The sequence below is a fragment of the Microbacterium sp. p3-SID336 genome, assembly GCF_025143365.1.
GTDB lineage: Bacteria > Actinomycetota > Actinomycetes > Actinomycetales > Microbacteriaceae > Microbacterium.
The window spans coordinates 40794-58795 of record NZ_JALXPE010000023.1 but is presented as its reverse complement, the minus strand read 5'-3'; the positions used below and the strand labels follow the sequence as shown (position 1 = coordinate 58795).

Annotated in this window: 12 protein-coding genes and 2 tRNA genes; 8 read left to right on the top strand and 6 right to left on the bottom strand. The window is 69.6% G+C overall.

Annotation, left to right across the window (positions count from 1 at the left end; genetic code table 11):
* The first annotated feature begins 147 nt into the window (after positions 1-147).
* From M3C17_RS08795 to M3C17_RS08775, 5 genes are all read left to right on the top strand, one after another.
* Complete coding sequence (locus M3C17_RS08795; RefSeq protein ID WP_259977278.1) at positions 148-1416, top strand: histidine kinase; 1269 nt, start codon at positions 148-150, stop codon at positions 1414-1416.
* Positions 1404-2093 carry a response regulator transcription factor gene (locus M3C17_RS08790; protein WP_259977277.1) on the top strand — a complete coding sequence of 230 codons (690 nt, stop codon included), beginning with the start codon at positions 1404-1406 and terminating at the stop codon, positions 2091-2093. Before M3C17_RS08795 ends, M3C17_RS08790 begins: the two co-directional genes overlap by 13 nt.
* Positions 2090-3085: a DUF4097 domain-containing protein gene (locus M3C17_RS08785; RefSeq protein ID WP_259977276.1), complete on the top strand. Its 996-nt coding sequence runs from the start codon at positions 2090-2092 to the stop codon at positions 3083-3085. The genes M3C17_RS08790 and M3C17_RS08785 overlap by 4 nt, the downstream gene beginning before the upstream one ends.
* Positions 3086-3169: 84 nt before the next feature.
* Positions 3170-3243: transfer RNA gene (locus M3C17_RS08780), tRNA-Ile, on the top strand.
* Positions 3244-3269: 26 nt separating this feature from the next.
* Positions 3270-3345 (top strand) — tRNA-Ala (locus tag M3C17_RS08775).
* Between the two features lie 411 nt (positions 3346-3756).
* Here M3C17_RS08775 and M3C17_RS18780 read toward each other — a convergent pair.
* The 3 genes from M3C17_RS18780 to M3C17_RS08755 form a co-directional block, all read right to left on the bottom strand.
* A complete protein-coding gene (locus tag M3C17_RS18780; protein ID WP_311198440.1) occupies positions 3757-12516 on the bottom strand; it encodes a hypothetical protein in 8760 nt (2919 codons plus the stop codon).
* Between the two features lie 152 nt (positions 12517-12668).
* On the bottom strand, positions 12669-13793 hold the full coding sequence (locus M3C17_RS08760; protein ID WP_259977275.1) for a Xaa-Pro peptidase family protein: 1125 nt from the start codon (positions 13791-13793) through the stop codon (positions 12669-12671).
* 52 nt (positions 13794-13845) lie between these two features.
* Positions 13846-14292 (bottom strand): hypothetical protein, encoded by a 447-nt coding sequence (locus tag M3C17_RS08755; protein ID WP_259977274.1) that lies wholly within the window; start codon positions 14290-14292, stop codon positions 13846-13848.
* Between the two features lie 190 nt (positions 14293-14482).
* On the opposite strand from M3C17_RS08755, the gene M3C17_RS08750 reads away from it, so the two are divergent.
* On the top strand, positions 14483-14905 hold the full coding sequence (locus M3C17_RS08750; protein WP_259977273.1) for an NUDIX hydrolase: 423 nt from the start codon (positions 14483-14485) through the stop codon (positions 14903-14905).
* Between the two features lie 12 nt (positions 14906-14917).
* Here M3C17_RS08750 and M3C17_RS08745 read toward each other — a convergent pair whose 3' ends face one another.
* Both M3C17_RS08745 and M3C17_RS08740 read right to left on the bottom strand, forming a co-directional pair.
* Positions 14918-15382, bottom strand: a complete 465-nt coding sequence (locus tag M3C17_RS08745; protein WP_259977279.1) for an aminoacyl-tRNA deacylase — start codon at positions 15380-15382, stop codon at positions 14918-14920.
* 26 nt (positions 15383-15408) lie between these two features.
* On the bottom strand, positions 15409-15906 hold the full coding sequence (locus tag M3C17_RS08740; RefSeq protein WP_259977272.1) for a DNA helicase: 498 nt from the start codon (positions 15904-15906) through the stop codon (positions 15409-15411).
* A 146-nt stretch (positions 15907-16052) separates the two neighbouring features.
* Here M3C17_RS08740 and M3C17_RS08735 point away from each other — a divergent pair, with 146 nt between their 5' ends.
* Together M3C17_RS08735 and M3C17_RS08730 are read left to right on the top strand one after the other, a co-directional pair.
* Complete coding sequence (locus tag M3C17_RS08735; protein ID WP_259977271.1) at positions 16053-16610, top strand: peptidylprolyl isomerase; 558 nt, start codon at positions 16053-16055, stop codon at positions 16608-16610.
* Between the two features lie 21 nt (positions 16611-16631).
* Positions 16632-17519, top strand: coding sequence for a rhomboid family intramembrane serine protease (locus M3C17_RS08730; protein WP_259977270.1), 888 nt, complete (start codon positions 16632-16634; stop codon positions 17517-17519).
* 148 nt (positions 17520-17667) lie between these two features.
* Here the strand turns inward: M3C17_RS08730 and M3C17_RS08725 are convergent, their stop codons facing one another.
* Positions 17668-17907, bottom strand: coding sequence for a cell division protein CrgA (locus tag M3C17_RS08725; protein ID WP_025102888.1), 240 nt, complete (start codon positions 17905-17907; stop codon positions 17668-17670).
* Positions 17908-18002: the final 95 nt, after the last annotated feature.

Sequence of the window (18002 nt, the reverse complement as noted above, 5' to 3'; positions counted from 1 at the left end):
CTTCGTCGTTCCTGCCGGTGGTGTCGGGCCGCGACCTGTGAAGACCGGACGTCGTCGCAGCGCCGGGGGCGCGGGTAGGGAAAACCCGAAGACGAGTGTCCGGCTGCCTCGGTGTGCCGGTACCTCGCCCGGCTCTACCGTGGAACCATGACCACTCAGACTGCGACGCCGGCCCCCGCCTCCGTGGCGAAGCCGCCGTTGCGCATCCTCCTCACGATCCTGCATCTGGCAGGCGTCGGCGTGATCGGCGGCATCATCTTCGGGATGCTCGGCGGCATGCTCGGAACCGGCATTGGACTGCTGTTCGCCGCCGGCGTCGGGATCGTGCTCCTGGTCGGTCTCGTGTACGCCCTGTTCGGCGTCGGCTGGTTCGAGGTCGCGCGGATCGGCGGTCTCTACCGCACCCCGGTCGCCCCGCTGCGGCTGCAGCCGCGAGACCGCCCCGGCTTCGGCGGCTGGCTGCGGGCACTCGGCCGGCAGGCCATCGACGGGCGGATGTGGCGGGCGGTCGCGAACTTCGCGATCGCGGCCGTGCTCGGATTCGTCGTCCTGCGTCTGTGCTGGGCGTTCGTCTGGTCGATCGTGATCGCGTTCGCTCCGCTCACCGGGTCCGAAGTGTTCACGGGACCGTTCGGCGGCGCCGGCATCCCCGTCGCCTGGGCACCCCTGATCGGGATCCTCGGCGTCGTCGCCTCCGCGGCCGGCATGATCGGGCTCGCGCTGCTGCACCGCACTCTCGCCCTCGCGATCGTCGCCCGCAGCCGCGAGGTCGAGCTCACCGAGCGGGTGCGCACCTCCACCGCACAGCGGGAGGGCGCCGTGCGCGCCGCCGACCTGGAGCGCACGCGCATCGAACGCGACCTGCACGACGGGGTCCAGCCGCGACTCGTGTCCGTCGGCATGACCCTCGGCCTCGCGCAGCAGAAGATCGACAACGACCCGGACGCCGCCAAGGAGCTCATCTCCGAGGCGCACACCTCCACGAAGGCCGCCATCACCGAACTGCGGCAGCTCGCCCGCGGGATCCACGCCTCCGTGCTGGACGACCGTGGACTCGACGCGGCGCTGTCCGCCCTGGCCGGACGCTCGCATATCCCCGTGCACCTCGACGTGCGCATGGACGGCAGGTGCAGCCGGGAAGCCGAAGCCGCGGTGTACTTCTCCATCGCGGAATCCCTGACGAACGCGGCCAAGCACTCCCGCGCCAGCGAGGCGAGGGTCACGGTGCGGCTCCGCGAGGGCAATACGCTGTGGGCCCGTGTGGAGGACAACGGCATGGGCGGCGCACAGGTGCTGCCGGGCGGCGGCCTCGACGGCATCGCGAACCGGATCCTCGCCGCGGGCGGCACCTTCCGCCTCGACAGCCCGCACGGCGGCCCGACCAGCCTGGAGGTGAACGTGCCATGCGCATCCTGATCTGCGAGGACTCCGTCCTGCTGCGCGAAGGGCTCGTGCGACTGCTCGAAGACGCCGGGCACGAGGTGGTCGCGGCGCTGACCGACACCACCGGACTGCGCGAAGCGGTGGTCGACGGCACGCCGGACCTCTGCATCCTCGACGTGCGGCTGCCGCCCACGTTCACCGATGAGGGCATCCGCGCGGCACTGGATCTCCGGTCGGCGCACCCGACCCTCGCGATCCTGGTGCTCTCCCAGTACGTCGAGGAGCGGTATGCGTCTGACCTGATCGCCGGTCAGGGAGGCCCACTCGGCTATCTGCTGAAGGACCGCGTGGCCGATGTCACCGAGTTCCTCGACTCGGTCCACCGCATCGCGGAGGGCGCGACGGTGCTCGACCCCGAGGTGGTGGCGCAGCTGCTGACGCGGCGCAACCGCGACGACCGGATGCTGCGTCTCACCGAACGCGAGCGCACGGTGCTCGCGCTGATCGCGGAGGGCAAGTCGAACCAGGCGATCGCCGGGCTGCTGTTCCTCTCCGAGGCCAGCGTCGAGAAGCACATCACCTCCATCTTCCAGAAGCTGGGCTTCGAGCAGGACGAGTCGGGCAACCGGCGCGTGCTCGCCGCCCTCGCCCACATCGAGAACTCGGGCGGCTCGACGCCGCCGAACCCCCAGACAGGAGTGGCACGATGACCACCGACAACCCGGGTGCCCAGGGCGACCACACCCCCCTCACCCCGCCGAACCCCCCGACCCCGCCGCAGAACACCCCGGCTCCGCAGAATCCTCCGACACCGCAGGACTATCCGGCCCCGCCGAACCCTCCGGCGCCGCCGCAGCAGCCCGCGTCGTCGGCGGACCCGGGTGGCCCCGCCCCCCAGCGCTCCTCCGGTGCCACCGCGATCATCGTGGTGACAGCCGTCGTCGGCGGCATCGCCCTGCTCGGCGCCGGCGGCACCGCGGCGGTCGCGGCTGTCAGTACCATCGCCTCCTCCGACCGTGCCGACTCCGTGCAGACCGTGGACGCCGCCGGCGTGGATGCCCTGGACCTCGACGCGGACGCGAGCAGTGTGCGGATCGAGTTCGGCGACGTGGACGAGGCGGAACTCGCAGTCACCAATGGCCGCGGCCAGGGCTGGACCTTCGAGCGCGACGGCGACGAGCTGACCGTGCGGAGCCCCCGTGGTCCCTTCGGGTGGTGGTTCGGCAACTGGTTCGGCGAGGACGAGCGCGCCGTGCTGACCCTTCCGGAGGAGTTGCGCGACTCCGCGCTGGACGCCGACCTCACGCTCGACGCGGGGAGCCTCGACGTGACCGGCGAATTCGGCGCCCTGGACATCCAGGTCAACGCGGGAGCGCTCGATGTGGAGGGTGCGGCGACGGCACTCGACGTGCAGATGAACGCCGGCCGCGCGGACATCGTGCTGGACGGCGTGGGTCAGGCCGACCTCGGCATCTCGGCGGGCGATCTTACGGTCGAGCTCACGGGTGACGCACCCGACACGACCACGATCGATGTGAGCGCCGGGTCGCTCGACCTCACCCTTCCCGACGTGCAGTACCGCATCACGCAGGACGTCAGCGCCGGGTCCCTGGATGCGACGGTCGAGCAGGCTTCCTCGGCCACGCGCACCATCGACGTCTCCCTCTCCGCGGGCAGCGCGACGATCCGACCAGGGCGCTGAGCCGGTCGAGGGCGGGGGTCCATACGGGTCCTCGCCCTCGATTCGGATTTTCCGTGATTCTCCGGTAAAGTCTTGGAGGTTGACGGGGCTATAGCTCAGGCGGTTAGAGCGCTTCACTGATAATGAAGAGGTCCCAGGTTCAAGTCCTGGTAGCCCCACCCTTTCAATTCAAGAAATCCCTCACGGGGCCTTAGCTCAGTTGGTAGAGCGCCTGCTTTGCAAGCAGGATGTCAGGAGTTCGAATCTCCTAGGCTCCACCATCGCGTCAGTGCTCAGCGGTACGAGCGGGCGCGCCCCCGGGGCTGATGTGGAGGCTGGCACCGATCTCGTCGTTCGATTCGCCCATGCCGATCCGGGTGTGCACGTCGCGTTCGCGGTCCGTGACCTGAACTCCGGCGTCCAGTGGCCGCAGCCCACGACCTCCGCGTCGTCCGCCGCACCTCGACCGGAGAGCGGACTTCATCCGACCCTTCCGTCGCGCCCGCTCTCACACCCGGATCCGCGACCGCGGAGCGCGGGGCGTGCAACCGGTGTCGGTGCCCTCGGCCTCGTCGGCGGGGTGCTGTTCGCGCTCATCGTCCAGGACGTTCTGGAGGCAGAGGAACGCCCCCGCGCCTCGGGGATCTCCGGTAAGAGTAGAGGCGCGGGGGCGCGTGCCCCGTCGTGAGCTGCTAGCGCATCCGGTGGATGCGGCGTCGCCCCCCTCTCACGACGAGTGTGGTTCCGGCCACCGTCAGCGCGAGCGCGATCAGGGCCAGCGCAACCTGGTCGCTGCCGCCGGTGGTCGGAAGTCGGGCCGGCTCGGGAGCCGGAGCGGAGGGGTCCGTCGGGGTGGTCGTCGTCGACGGATCGCTGGTGATCGGGTCGTCTCCGCCGCCGTGCACGGTCGCGGTGGCGACGTTGACGAGGTCGCGTCCGGTGGCCTCGGCCGCGGTGACCTCGTGCTCGGCCGTGCAGGTCACGGTCTCGCCGGGGGCCACCGGGGTGACCGGGCACGTGATGAGGTCGCCGGCCGCGTCCAGCAGCGGGTCGTCGATGCCGACCTCGGTGAGTGTGACGTTGCCGGTGTTGGTGACGTCGAAGGCGTAGTGGATGACCTCGCCGGCTTCGGCCTCGCGGTCGCCGTTGCCGTCTTCGAGCATGTTGGACTTCACGAGGGTCAGGGCCGGCAGCTGGTCGGTCGGCGTCTCGGTGGTGTCCGGCTCGGACGGCACGGCGGGCTCTCCTGGTGGGGTGCCCTCCGCGGTCGCGGTGTTCCGCACGGCACCGGCGTCGACATCCTCCTGGGTGATGACGTACGGCGCCGCGGTGCAGGAGGTGACAGCCCCGGGCGCGAGCGTCGTGAGGTCGCACGTGACGACGTCTGTCTTCGGGTCGTTCACGACGACGTCGCTCAGCGGCACGTTGCCGGTATTGGTGACGGTGAAGGTGTACGCGATGGTGTCGCCGACGTCGACCAGTCCGTTGCCGTTCGCATCCACGGGGAGTCCGGCCGTCTTGTCGATCGAGAGGGAGGGCGCAGCGGGGATCACCGGGGTGTTCGTGGTGTCGGGAACCGGCGGGAGCGGATCCCCGCCGGGGTCGGTTCCGGAGCCGCCGGCGGTGTTCTGCACTGCGCCCGCACCCTCGTCGGCCTCGGTGATCGTATAGGGCTCTGCGGTGCAGTTCGCGACCTCGCCCGGGGCCAGCGTCGTGGTGTCACAGGTGACCACACCGACCATCGGGTCGTTCACGACGATGTCGGTGATGGTGACGGTGCCGTTGTTGGTGACCGTGAACGTGTAGGCGATGGTGTCTCCGGCGTCGGTCAGGCCGTTGCCGTTGACGTCGACGGGCGTGCCCGCGGTCTTGTCGAACAGCAGGGACGGCACCTGGTCGGCCGGCGTGTTCGTGGTGTCGGGCTCGGACGGCACGGCCGGCTCACCCGGAGGCGTGCCCGTGGCCGTGGCCGTGTTGTCCGCACTGCCCGCGTCCACGTCGGCCTGGGTGATGGCGTAGGGCTCGGCCGTGCAGTTCGCGGCCTCCCCCGGCGCGAGCGTGGTCACGTCACACGTCACGGCGCCGACCTTGGGGTCGTCCACGGTGATGTCCTCGAGCGGCACGTTGCCGGTGTTGGTCACGGTGAACGTGTAGGCGATGGTGTCGCCCGCGTCGGTGAGGCCGTTGCCGTTCACGTCGACCGGGGTGCCGGCGCTCTTGTCGAGCGTGAGCGCCGGGGCGGAGGGCACGACCGGGGTGTTCGTCGAGTCGGGGTCGGACGGCACCGGGTCGCCGTCCGGACCGTTCGCGGTCGCGGTCGCGGTGTTCACGACCGCCCCTGCGGTTTCGTCGTCCTCGGTGATCGTGTACGGCGCGGCCGTGCAGCTCGCGGATTCTCCGGGCGCCAGGGTCGTGACGTCGCAGGCGACCTCGCCCACCAGGGGGTCGGTCACGGCGACATCGGTGACCGTGACATTGCCCGTGTTGGTGACGGTGAACGTGTAGGCGATGGTGTCGCCCGCGTCGGCGAGGCCGTTCGCGTTCGCGTCGACCGGGGCGCCGGCGACCTTGAACAGGGTGATGGACGGCAGCTGGTCGGCCGGAGTGTTCGTGGTGTCGGGCACCGACGGCACGGCGGGCTCGCCCGGGGGTGTGCCCGTCGCGGTGGCGCTGTTGTCCACACTGCCGTTGTCGAGGTCGGCCTGGGTGATGACGTACGGCTCGGCGATGCACGCGGCGACCTCTCCCGGGGCGAGCGTGGTCACGTCGCACGTGACGGCGCCCACCTTCGGGTCGTCGACGGTGATGTCGGCGAGGGGCACGTTGCCCGTGTTGGTCACGATGAACGTGTAGGCGATGGTGTCACCGACGTCCGTGATGCCGTCGCCGTTCACGTCGACCGGGGTGCCCGCGTTCTTGTCGAGCGTGAGCGACGGAGCCGAGTCCGCCGCGGGGGTGTTGGTGGTGTCCTCGTTCGACGGCACCGGATCGCCGTTCGGGGCGGTGCCGGACGCGGTGGCCGTGTTGACGACCTCGCCCGCGGTCTCATCCGCTGCGGTCACGGTGTACGGGGCGGCGGTGCAGGTGGCGACCTGGCCCGGGGCGAGCGCGGTCACGTCGCAGGTGACGGCGCCCGCCCTGGGGTCTTGTACCGCGATGTCGGTCACGGTGACGTTGCCGGTGTTGGTGACGGTGAAGGTGTACGCGATCGTGTCACCCTCGTCCGTGATGCCGTTCGCGTTGACATCCACCGGGACGCCGGCCGTCTTGTCGAGCAGCAGCGCGGGGGCCGCAGGGACGACGGGCGTCTCGGTGGTGTCGTCGTTGGACGGGACGGGGTCGCCGTCCGGGTCGGTGCCCGAGGCGGTGGCCGTGTTGACGACCGCGCCCGCGGCCTCGTCGTCCGTCGTGATCGTGTACGGCGCGGCGGTGCACGTGGCGAGCTCGCCCGGAGCGAGCGCGGTCACGTCACAGGTGACCGCGCCGACCTTCGGGTCGTCCACCGCGATGTCGGTGGTCGTGACATTGCCCGTGTTGGTGACGGTGAACGTGTAGGCGATGGTGTCGCCCGCGTCGGCGAGGCCGTTCGCGTTCGCGTCGACCGGGGCGCCGGCGACCTTGTCCAGCGTGAGCGCCGGGGTCTGGTCGGTCGGCGTGGTGGTGGTGTCGGGGTCCGACGGCACGGCGGGCTCGCCCGGGGGTGTGCCGGTGGCAGTGGCGGAGTTGTCGACGCTGCCGTTGTCGACGTCGGCCTGGGTGATGACGTACGGCTCGGCGGTGCACGCGGCGACCTCTCCCGGGGCGAGCGTGGTCACGTCGCACGTGACGGCGCCCACCTTCGGGTCGTCGACGGTGATGTCGGCGAGGGGCACGTTGCCCGTGTTGGTGACGGTGAAGGTGTAGGCGATGGTGTCGCCCACGTCCGTCAGGCCGTTGCCGTTCACGTCCTCGGGGGTGCCCGCAGTCTTGTCGAGGGTCAGCGACGGAGCCGACGGCGCGGCGGGCGTGTTGGTGGAGTCCTCGTTCGAAGGGACCGGGTCGCCGCTGGGCGCAGTGCCCGACGCGGTGGCGGTGTTCACGATCTCGCCTGCGGCCTCGTCGGCGGCGGTCACCGTGTACGGTGCGGCGGTGCAGTTCGCCACATCGCCCGGGGCCAGCGTCGTGATGTCGCACGTGATCGTGCCGACCATCGCGTCGGTGACCACCACGTGGGTGACCGTGACGTTGCCCGTGTTGGTGACGGTGAAGGTGTAGGCGATGGTGTCGCCCTCGTCCGTGATGCCGTTCGCGTTCACGTCCACGGGGGTGCCCGCGGTCTTGTCCAGCTCCAGCGCAGGAACCTGGTCGGTCGGGGTGGTGGTGGTGTTGGGGTCCGACGGCACGGCGGGCTCGCCCGGTGGTGTGCCGGTGGCGGTGGCAGAGTTGTCGACACTGCCGTTGTCCACGTCGGCCTGGGTGATGACGTAGGGCGCGGCGGTGCAGTTCGCGACCTCTCCCGGGGCGAGAGTTGTCACGTCACAGGTGACGGCACCGACCTTGGGGTCGTCCACAGCGACGTCGTTCAGCGGCACGTTGCCGGTGTTGGTCACGGTGAACGTGTAGGCGATGGTGTCGCCCACATCGGTGATGCCGTTGCCGTTCACGTCGTCGGGGGTGCCCGCGGTCTTGTCGATCGTCAGCGACGGGTCGGACGGGATGACCGGGGTGTTGGTCGTGTCCTCGTTCGACGGCACCGGATCGCCGTTCGGGGCGGTGCCGGACGCGGTGGCCGTGTTGACGACCTCGCCCGCGGTCTCATCCGCTGCGGTCACGGTGTACGGGGCGGCGGTGCAGGTGGCGATCTGGCCCGGGGCGAGCGCGGTCACGTCGCAGGTGACGGCGCCCGCCCTGGGGTCTTGTACCGCGATGTCGGTCACGGTGACGTTGCCGGTGTTGGTGACGGTGAAGGTGTACGCGATCGTGTCACCCTCGTCCGTGATGCCGTTCGCGTTCACGTCCACCGGGGTTCCTGCAGACTTGTCGAGCTCCAGCGCGGGAGCGGGGGCCACGACCGGGGTGTTCGTGGAGTCCTCGTTCGACGGGACGGGGCCGCCGTCCGGGTCGGTGCCCGTGGCGATGGCGGTGTTGGCCACCGCACCCCCAGCCTCATCCGCCGCGGTGATCGTGTACGGCGCGGCGGTGCAGGTGGCGACCTCGCCCGGAGCCAGTGTCGTGACATCACAGGTGACGGCGCCCACCATCGGGTCGGAGATCGCGATGTCGGTCACCGCGACGTTGCCGGTGTTGGTGACGGTGAACGTGTAGGCGATGGTGTCTCCGGCGTCGGTGAGTCCGTCGCCGTTGACGTCCACCGGAGCGCCCGCGGCCTTGTCCAGCGTGAGCGCGGGAGCGGCCGGTACGACAGGGGTCGTGGTGGAGTCCTCGTTGGAGGGCACGGGGTCGCCGTTCGGGTCGGTGCCCGTGGCGGTGGCCGTGTTCGCGACCTCGCCCGCGGCCTCGTCATCCGCCGTGATCGTGTACGGCGCGGCGGTGCAGGTCGCGACCTCTCCTGGAGCCAGCGCGGTGACATCGCAGGTGACCGCGCCGACCTTGGGGTCGTCCACCGTCAGATCGGTGAGCGTGACGGTTCCGGTGTTGGTCAGAGTGAACGTGTAGGCGATGGTGTCGCCCTCGTCGGTGAGCAGGTCGCCGTTGACGTCGACCGGGGTGCCGGCGCTCTTGTCGAGCTCCAGGGCAGGGACCTGATCCGTCGGGGTGTTCGTGGTGTCCGGCGTCGACGGCACGGCTGGCTCACCCGGGGGCGTCCCGGTCGCGGTGGCGGAGTTGTCCACGCTGCCCGCATCGACATCGGCCTGCGTGATGACGTACGGCTCGGCCATGCAGTTGGCGACCTCGGTGGGCGCGAGGGAGGTCACGTCGCACGTCACCGCCCCCACCTTCGGGTCGTCCACCACGATGTCCAGCAGCGGGACGTTGCCCGTGTTCGTCACGGTGAAGGTGTAGTCGATGGTGTCGCCCGCGTCCGTGAGGCCGTTGCCGTTGACGTCGACCGGGGTGCCGGCGGTCTTCTCGATCGCGATGGCCGGTGCCGACGGCTCGACCGGGGTGTTGGTGGTGTCGTCGTTGGAGGGCACCGGGTCGCCGTTCGGGGCGGTGCCGCCCGCGTTGGCGGTGTTCACGACCTCGCCCGCCGCCTCGTCCGCCGCCGTGACCGTGTAGGGGCCCGCGGTGCACGTGGCCACCTGGCCCGGTGCGAGCGTGGTCAGGTCGCACGTGACCGCACCCACCACGTCATCCGCGACGGCGATGTTCGCGACGGTCACGTTGCCCGTGTTCGTCACGGTGAACGTGTAGACGATCGTGTCGCCCTCGTCGGTGATCCCGTTCGCGTTGGTGTCCACCGGAGCACCCGCGGTCTTGTCGAACGCCAGCGCCGGGCTCTGGTCGGTCGGGGTGGTGGTCGTGTCGTCGTTGGACGGGACCGGGTCGCCCGCGGGGTCCGTGCCGGTCGCCGACGCCGTGTTCTGCACCTCGCCCGCGTCCATGTCGGCCTGGGTGATCTCATAGGGCGCCGCGGTGCACGTGGCGACGCCGCCGGGAGCCAGGGTGGTCACGTCGCACGTGACCGGTCCGGCCTTGTCGTCCGTGACGACCACATCGGTCACCGGGACGTTGCCCGTGTTGGTCACGGTGAAGGTGTAGGCGATGGTGTCGCCCACGTCGGTCGAACCGCTGCCGTTCGCATCGACCGGCGTTCCCGCGCTCTTGTCGAACTCCAGCGCCGGGGCGGGCGCCACGACCGGGGTGTTCGTGGTGTCCTCGTTGGACGGGACGGGGTCGCCGTTCGGGTCGGTTCCCGCGGCGGAGGCGGTGTTCGCGACTGCTCCGGCGTCCTGGTCGGCGGCGGTGATCGTGTAGGGCGCGGCCGTGCAGGTCGCGGTGCCGGTGGGCGCGAGCGTGGTCACGTCGCACGTGATCGCACCGACCATGGCGTCGGTCACCACGATGTCCGTCACGGTGACGTTGCCGGTGTTGGCGACGGTGAAGGTGTAGGCAATCGTGTCGCCCGCGTCGGTGATGCCGTTGCCGTTCACATCGACGGGTGTTCCGGCCGTCTTGTCGAAGAGCAGCTCGGGCACCTGGTCGGTCGGGGTGGTCGTGGCGGAGTCGTTCGACGGCACGGGGTCGCCGCTGGGGTCGGTGCCCGCTGCGGTCGCCGTGTTCGTCACCTCGCCGGCATCGGTCTCCGTCTGGGTGATCGTGTAGGGCGCCGCCGTGCAGGTCGCGACCTCGGTGGGCGCAAGCGTGGTCACATCACACGTGACGGCCCCCAGCTTCGGGTCGGTCACGGCGATGTTCGACATCGTGACGTTGCCGGTGTTGGTCACGGTGAAGGTGTATGCGATGGTGTCGCCGGCGTCGGTCGCACCGTTGCCGTTCACGTCGACCGGGGTGCCAGCGGTCTTCACCAGCTCCAGGGCCGAGAAGCCCTGCACCGTGTTCGTCGCCGAGATCGGCGTCGGCTCCTGGGCCGAGCTCACGCTGGCGGTATTCGTGTAGGAGTCCACGGTGTCGGGCGCCGGCGTGTCGACGGTGACCTGGTAGGTCACGGTCATCGTCTGTCCCGGCGCGATCGTGAACGGATCGGTGGGGCCGACGAGGGAACCGGCGACGGGGTCTCCGCCGACGAGATCCGGGTTCGTCCCGCCGGGGGCGTTGTCGCGGACAGTGGTCCCCTGGGTTGCGACGGTCGAGCCGGGCACGTAGGTGACACCCGGGGGCAGCACGTCGTCCACCGTCACGCCGGTCTGCGCGATGGTGCCCGTGTTGGTCACGGTGAGAGAGTAGGTGAGCGTCTGCCCACCCTCGACGATCCCGTCCGCATCGTCGTTCGACTTCGTGATCTGCAGCCCGGGCGCCAGGACTTCGATCGGGGCGGAGAACGAGGACGTGCTCGGGCCGACGATGGGCGCGCTCAGGTTCGCCGCCGGGATGGTGTTCGTCTGGACCCCGGTCGCTACGCCGACCACGTCGACGGAGATCGTGCAGGTGCCCGGAACCGACGTGGATCCCTGGAGGAGAGCGGCGGGGACGGTGCCGTTCGACAGCGTCAGCGTCGACCCGCCGGCCGGGGCGTCTACCGAGCCGGCCGAGCAGGTGGTCGCAGCATTGGGGGTCGGAGCGATGCGGATGTTCGACGGCAGGTCGTCAGTCAGCGTGGTGCCGGGCAGGCCGGTCGACGGACCGAGGTTCGGGTTAGTGATGGTGATCGTGAGGCGAGTCACCTCGCCGAGCGCGATGGGCGACTTCGCGAAGGCTTTGGTCCCCGTGAGCGGCGGCATGCACGACATCGCGGGCTCGTGGTTGTCCGGATTGGTCTGCAGCGCCGTCTGGCTGGAGGTGTAGGTCCACGTGGAGGGCGCACCGGTCGTGTTGAGCACGTCCATTGCGCCGGCGCCGGCGAAGGTCGAGGCCCCGGCGATGTACATCTGGTTGTGGAAGGGCGAGGCGGTCACGACGCGCATGTCCTTGTTCGGCGTGGGAAAGTCGCGAAGGAGCGCGCCCGTGGATGCGTCGAACACGAGGGTGTGGCCCGTGGTCGCCTGGTTCGTCGCGCTGATTCCTCGAACCGTCGCGACGAGATAGTTCGTCCCCGGGACGAAACCGACCCCGTGAAGCGCTCCACCCCCTGCCGGTGTGTAGTTGATGGTGCGCGCGAAGGTGCCGGAGACACGGTTGTAGATCTGGATGGACGTACCCTGGTTGACCGTGGCGACGTAGGCCGAGTTCGCGTCGAGGTACTCCGACGGATTCGGGGCGCTGGCGGCGAGAGTCGTGACGGCATGCGTCGTCATGTCCATGACCATCACCGCACCGCTGGTGTTGCTCATGTAGAGCAGATTGCCCACGGCACTCAACGTGACGGGCCGCCCGGGAAGGCTGATCGTCTGGGTCACGGCGTTCGTCGCTGGGTCGATCACGGAGAGCGTGTTGTTGTTGCTGTTGGCGACATACACCTCCCCGCCATCGCTCCGCGACCAGATGCCCGTCGTGAAGGCGAACCCCGGGTTGGTGATGGTTGTGACCGCCAGCGTGCGAGTGTCGATGACCTTAACCGTGTTCGAGCCGGTCGTGACGAACAGCTTGCTGCCGTCGGGGAGCGAGGTCACTCCGTACGGCGTGCTCGTTCCGAGAGGGACGTTCGCGACGGTCGTGTTCGTGCCCGTGTATACGACGGACACAGATGCGGACCCCGTGTTGACGAAGTACGTGTACCCCTCGGTGCTCGAGCAGGAGAAGTTGAACTCCGCCCGTGCTGCCGGCGGTGGAGACACGAAAGCGATCAGATACCCGGCGAGCAACGCGAAGAGAGCGAGAAGCGCCCAGTGGCGCCGCCCGTTCTTCTCTCCTGCGGTGGGCGCGATGAAATTGTGGTGCTCAGACGCGAACATCCGATCCTCCGGCAACCCCCGCCAGATGGAATCAGTGACTGCCGGAGCCCCACCTCCCGGCAATCAGGAATGCTAGCTCCGCTGCCGCGACCGATATAGAGGACTTTAGGAATTCACCCTGAGTACTTTGGGTATTCCCTGATAGTCGAAGGTCATGCTCCCGAGGTGCTCGTGAGCGCGTGCGGCGCGAGATTCAGCCGCTCACCGCCGGTCTCGGTCACGACCACGATGTCTTCGATGCGGGCGCCCCACGCACCGGGGAAGTAGATTCCCGGCTCGATGCTGAACGCCATGCCCGGTCGCAGGACGAGGTCGTTCCCCGGGGCGATGTACGGCTCCTCATGCACCGAGACGCCGATGCCGTGGCCCGTGCGATGCAGGAATGCGTCCGCCAGGCCGGCGTCGGCGAGCACGTCGCGGGCGGCGGCGTCCACCTCGGCGGCCGTCGCGCCGGGACGCACGGCGTCGACCGCGGCCTGCTGGGCGCGCACGAGCACGGCGATGCGCTCCGCCGCCTCAGGGTCGGGCGTGCCGACCACGTAGGTCCGCGTGCTGTCGGAGTTGTAGCCGCTCGGTACCGCACCCCCGATGTCGACCACCACGATGTCCCCGTCCTCGATGACGCGGTCGGACACCTCGTGGTGCGGGTCGGCGCCGTGCGCGCCGGAACTCACGATCACGAACTCGACCGTGCGGTGCCCCTCGGCCACGATGGCCTCCGCGATGTCGGCGGCCACCTCCCGCTCGGTGCGCCCCGCGCGCAGCCACTCCGGCACTCGATGATGCACCGCGTCGATGGCGGCACCCGCCCTGCGCAACTCCGCGATCTCCGCCGCATCCTTGATCATGCGGCTCTCGCGGAGCACCGGTGTCGCGAGTTCGAGTGTCACGCCCAGGCGCTGTCCCAGCGGGACCACGTGCAGGGCAGGCAGCGCGTCGGACACCCCGACGCGCGCCACGTCGCCGGCGGCCGCGGCGACCAGTGGATACGGGTCGTCGCCGTCGACCCAGTCGGCGACGGTGAGCCCGAGTTCTCCGACGGCGGTGCTGCGCACCTTGGCGAGCTCCATGCGCGGCACCACGATCGTCGGCGCTCCCTGCGGTGTGATCACCAGGGCGGTCAGGCGCTCGATGGTGTCGCCCTCGACGCCCACGAGGTACTGGAGGTCGGGGCCGGGGCCTACGACGATCGCGTCGAGGCCGGTCTCACGGGCGAGGGCGGCGGCACGGTGGAGGCGCGCGGCGTATACGGGTGCGGGGAACGGGGGTGTGCTCACAGGCTCCACGGTACTGCGCTCCGCCGACGCCAGGGCGGGTTGATCGCGCCCGTCAGCTGATGGCCTGGCGGATGCGGTCGGCGAGGAACTGCAGGTCCTTGGTCGTGAGATCCGTCACCGCGTAGGCGGTGGGCCAGACGGTGCCGTCGTCGAGGTTCGAGATCGGCTCGAACCCGAACGTGCCGTAGCGCACCTTGAACTTGCCGGCCGGCTGGAAGAAGCACAGCACCTTGCCGTCGCGTCCCCACGCGGGCATGCCGTAGTAGGTGCGGGGAACGAGTTCCGGTGCGACGTCGGAGACCAGCGTGTGCAGCTTCTCGGCCAGCGCGCGGTCGGTGTCGCCGAGCTTGTCGATGGCCTCCTTCAGGTCGGCCTCGCCGGCGGCGCGCAGCTCCTCCGGCGACTTCTTCGCCCGCGAGCGCCTGGTGCGGGCCTCCTTGGCGGCGGCCTGCATCGCCTCGCGCTCTTCGACGGTGAAGTTCTTGTCGTTGTCGGCCATGGTCGGTCCTCTCGTCCGGGGGTGAAGCGGTGATGCCCTCAGCGTACGAGCGCGGCGCGGCTGGCGCTTCTCGATTCGTGATCGGTTCGCCGGCCGACGCGGCGCGGCTCGACCGACCCGCCGTCACCGGCGGGGCGCGGCCTCGACACGCGGTCGGGGCCGCGGCATGCAGGCGGATAGGGTGTGACGCATGGACCTGCGCGTCGCCGCATACGGGGTCGTCACCGATGGGGGTGGCCGGCTCCTGCTGGCGCGCTGGACTGAGGGTCGACGTATGGCGTGGACCATGCCGGGTGGAGGCCTCGAGCCCGGCGAGGCGCCGGAGGATGCGGTCCGGCGCGAGCTGCGCGAGGAGACCGGCTACACCGTCCGGGTGGGCGAGCTCCTCGGTATCCACTCCCGCGTGATCCCCGCCGGCCGCCGCGTGCACGCCTCGACGGAACCCCTGCACACGCTGCGCATCGTCTACCGCGCGGAGGTTACGGGCGGCAGGCTCCGGTTCGAGAAGGACGGCTCCACGGACATGGCCGAGTGGTTCCCGCTGAAGGCCGTCGCCGAGCTGCAGCGGGTCAAGCTGGTCGACATCGCGATCCGCATGGCCGGCCTGGCCTGACGCGGCGCGCCCTCAGCGCTCGCCCGGCTCTTCGGGGACGGAGATGTCCGCGACGGTCGCGCCGTACGCGGCAATCAGGTCGTCCGCGTCGACGAACAGGCTGTACCCGTGCGCGCCGGCACCCATCGCGATCCGCTGCCCGACGATGGACTCGTCGGCGTAGACCGGCCAGTCGGTGTAACTGCCGATCGGCACGATGGTCCCGCGCTCATAGCCGGTCGCCGCCAGCGCGAGCTCGGGCTCAGGCAGCCGGAGCTTGTTCACGCCCACGACGGCGCGGAGCTTGGGCCAGGAGATGGCACGGCCACCCGGGACGAGCGCGAACAGGTAGGTGTCGTCGGACCGCTTCACCACGAGGGTCTTCACGATGCCGGACGGCGGAATGCCGAGGATCGCGGCGGCTTCGTGCAGGCTACGCGCCTGCGGCCGCTCGCGGATCTCGATGTCGAGTCCGCGGGCGGCCGCAGCATCCCTCACCCGCGCGTGCGGGTCGGGGGTGGTGTTCACGCGTCGGGAGCCGACAGCGGGTCGTCCGCGACCCAGAGCTCGTCGTCCGCACGGAGCGCCTGCCAGGCGGCGTAGAGCACGCCGACGGCGGCAGCGGCCCCGAGCACGATGGCGATGACGGAGCCGAGGCCCATGCCCTTCTTCTCGGCGACGACCTTACGCGGCTTGTAGGCGACGCCCTGACGCTTGGCGTTGGCGACGTCCCACGCGGTGAGGGCGGTGCCGACGACACCGCCGACGATCGGGACGACCTTGTCGTCGACGACGTGCTTGCCCATCTTCACGCTGCGGTCGACCACCGGCGCCACCCGGCGGTTGTAGGTGTCCTGGACCACCGGGACGATCTGCTCCCGGTTGAAGTTGCCGAGCTGACGACCTGCCTCGCGGGCGACGTCGGCGGCGTGGCCGACGAGCACCTGCTGGTCCTCCCACAGCTGGTTCGCGTCCTTCTGAAGACGACGAAGCTGCTTCTTCCGCTTGCGGCTGAGGCTCACGATGCTCTCCTGTCCATTGGAGTACGGGTTCCCCATCTTGCCACGAGTGCCTGAATGCGGGGAGGGAATCGTCCGCCCCTTGCATGTTGGCGCGAGGAGATGTACGCGCCCGGCCGGCTCACCGGAAGCTCTGCGAGAATGAGGGAATGGTTCACGCTTCGCATGTCGCAACTCTGCACACCAACCACGGTGACATCGTCATCAACCTCTTCGGGGACCACGCCCCCAAGACGGTCAAGAACTTCGTCGGGCTGGCCGACGGCACCCAGGAGTGGACGCACCCCGCCACCGGCAAGCCGGGCGAGGGGCCCCTCTACAAGGACGTCATCTTCCACCGCATCATCCCGAACTTCATGATCCAGGGCGGCGACCCGCTCGGTCAGGGCGTCGGCGGCCCCGGTTACAACTTCGACGACGAGATCAACGGGGAGCTCGACTTCAACGAGCCCTACATCCTGGCGATGGCCAACGCCGGCCTCCGCCGCAACGCCATCACCGGCAAGGTCGAGGGCACCAACGGCTCGCAGTTCTTCATCACGACGGACCCGACGCCGTGGCTGCAGGGCAAGCACACCATCTTCGGCGCCGTCGCCGACGAGGCATCGAAGAAGGTCGTCGACGCGATCGCCGCGGTTCCGACTGCCGCGGGCGACCGCCCGATCGAGCCGGTCGTGCTGCAGTCGATCGACATCGTCGCCGCCTGACGACAGCTGCGGTCGATCCGGATGACGACGCCCGAGTTCACGAGCAATCGCGACAACTTCTGCTACCGGCATCCGGATCGGCAGAGCTTCGTGCTCTGCCAGCGGTGCCTGCGCACCATCTGCCCCGAGTGTCAGACTCAGGCGCCCGTCGGCGTCATCTGCCCCGAGTGCATGAACGCCGAGCGCAAGAACCGCACCCCCGCTCAGAAGAAGGCGGCGCGGCGCTGGGGCGGCGGCAGCACGATGGCGGTGGCACGTGGCGGCAAGCCGGTGGTGACGTACGCGCTGCTCGCGGTGACGTCGTTCATCGGGCTGGTGCAGCTCATCCCCGGCATCGGGCAGGAGATCACGCGTCAGCTGCTGTTCGCCGCGCCCTACCTGTACCCGAGCATCTCGCCGTACCCGTTCGAGCCCTGGCGGCTGCTCACCGCGATGTTCGTGCACGGCAGCTTCATCCATCTGGCGTTGAACATGCTCGCGCTGTGGATGCTGGGTCAGAGCCTGGAGCCGATGCTCGGACGAGCGCGCTTCCTGGCGATCTACCTGATCAGCGGGTTCGGCGGTTCGGTGATGGTGGCCTGCCTCGCGCCGACCACCGCGACGGTCGGCGCCTCCGGCGCCATCTTCGGGCTCATGGCCGCGCTGCTCATCATCGGTCGGCACATCGGCGCGAACGTGACGGGGCTTCTGGTGATCCTCGGCATCAACTTCGCGCTGGGGTTCTTCATCGGGAACATCGCGTGGCAGGCGCACCTCGGCGGCGCGATCGTCGGTGCGATCGTCGCGTTCATCTACACCCGGACCAAGCGCAGGGAGCAGCGCGGCTGGCAGATCGCGCTGCTGGCGCTGGTGGTCGTCCTGTTGATCGTCGTGGTGGCGTTCGTGCCTCCCGCGATCCTTTTGTCCTGATCCCGAGTTGTTAACAGGGTTATCAACCCATGTGAATAACATCGGTGTAATTCTCCCCAGTGTGGGGATAACCTGTGGATAACTTCGCACCCCCCGCAACGACAGAACCCCTCGCCGAAGCGAGGGGTTCTGTGCGTACCGCTGACGATCAGCGCCAGCGCGTGGTCATCAGGAAGCCGATCAGGGCGATGCCGAGTCCGATCGCGAGGTTCCAGTTGTCGAGGCCAGGGATCGGGAACTGCATCCCCGAGATGTAGAACACGAGGATCCACGCGAGGCCGAGAAGCATGAAGCCGATCATCACCGGCTTGAACCACACGGCGTTGGGAGCGGCGTCGCCCTCGGCGCGCTCGACAGCGGGTTCTTCGGTCTTACGGTCACGTGCCATGCCGTCATTGTACCCATGACACCTTTGCCCGACGAGTCGCGGGGCCCTCCGCACGCCGACAGCGCGAGCCCGCGTTCAGCGATGGCGGATATGAT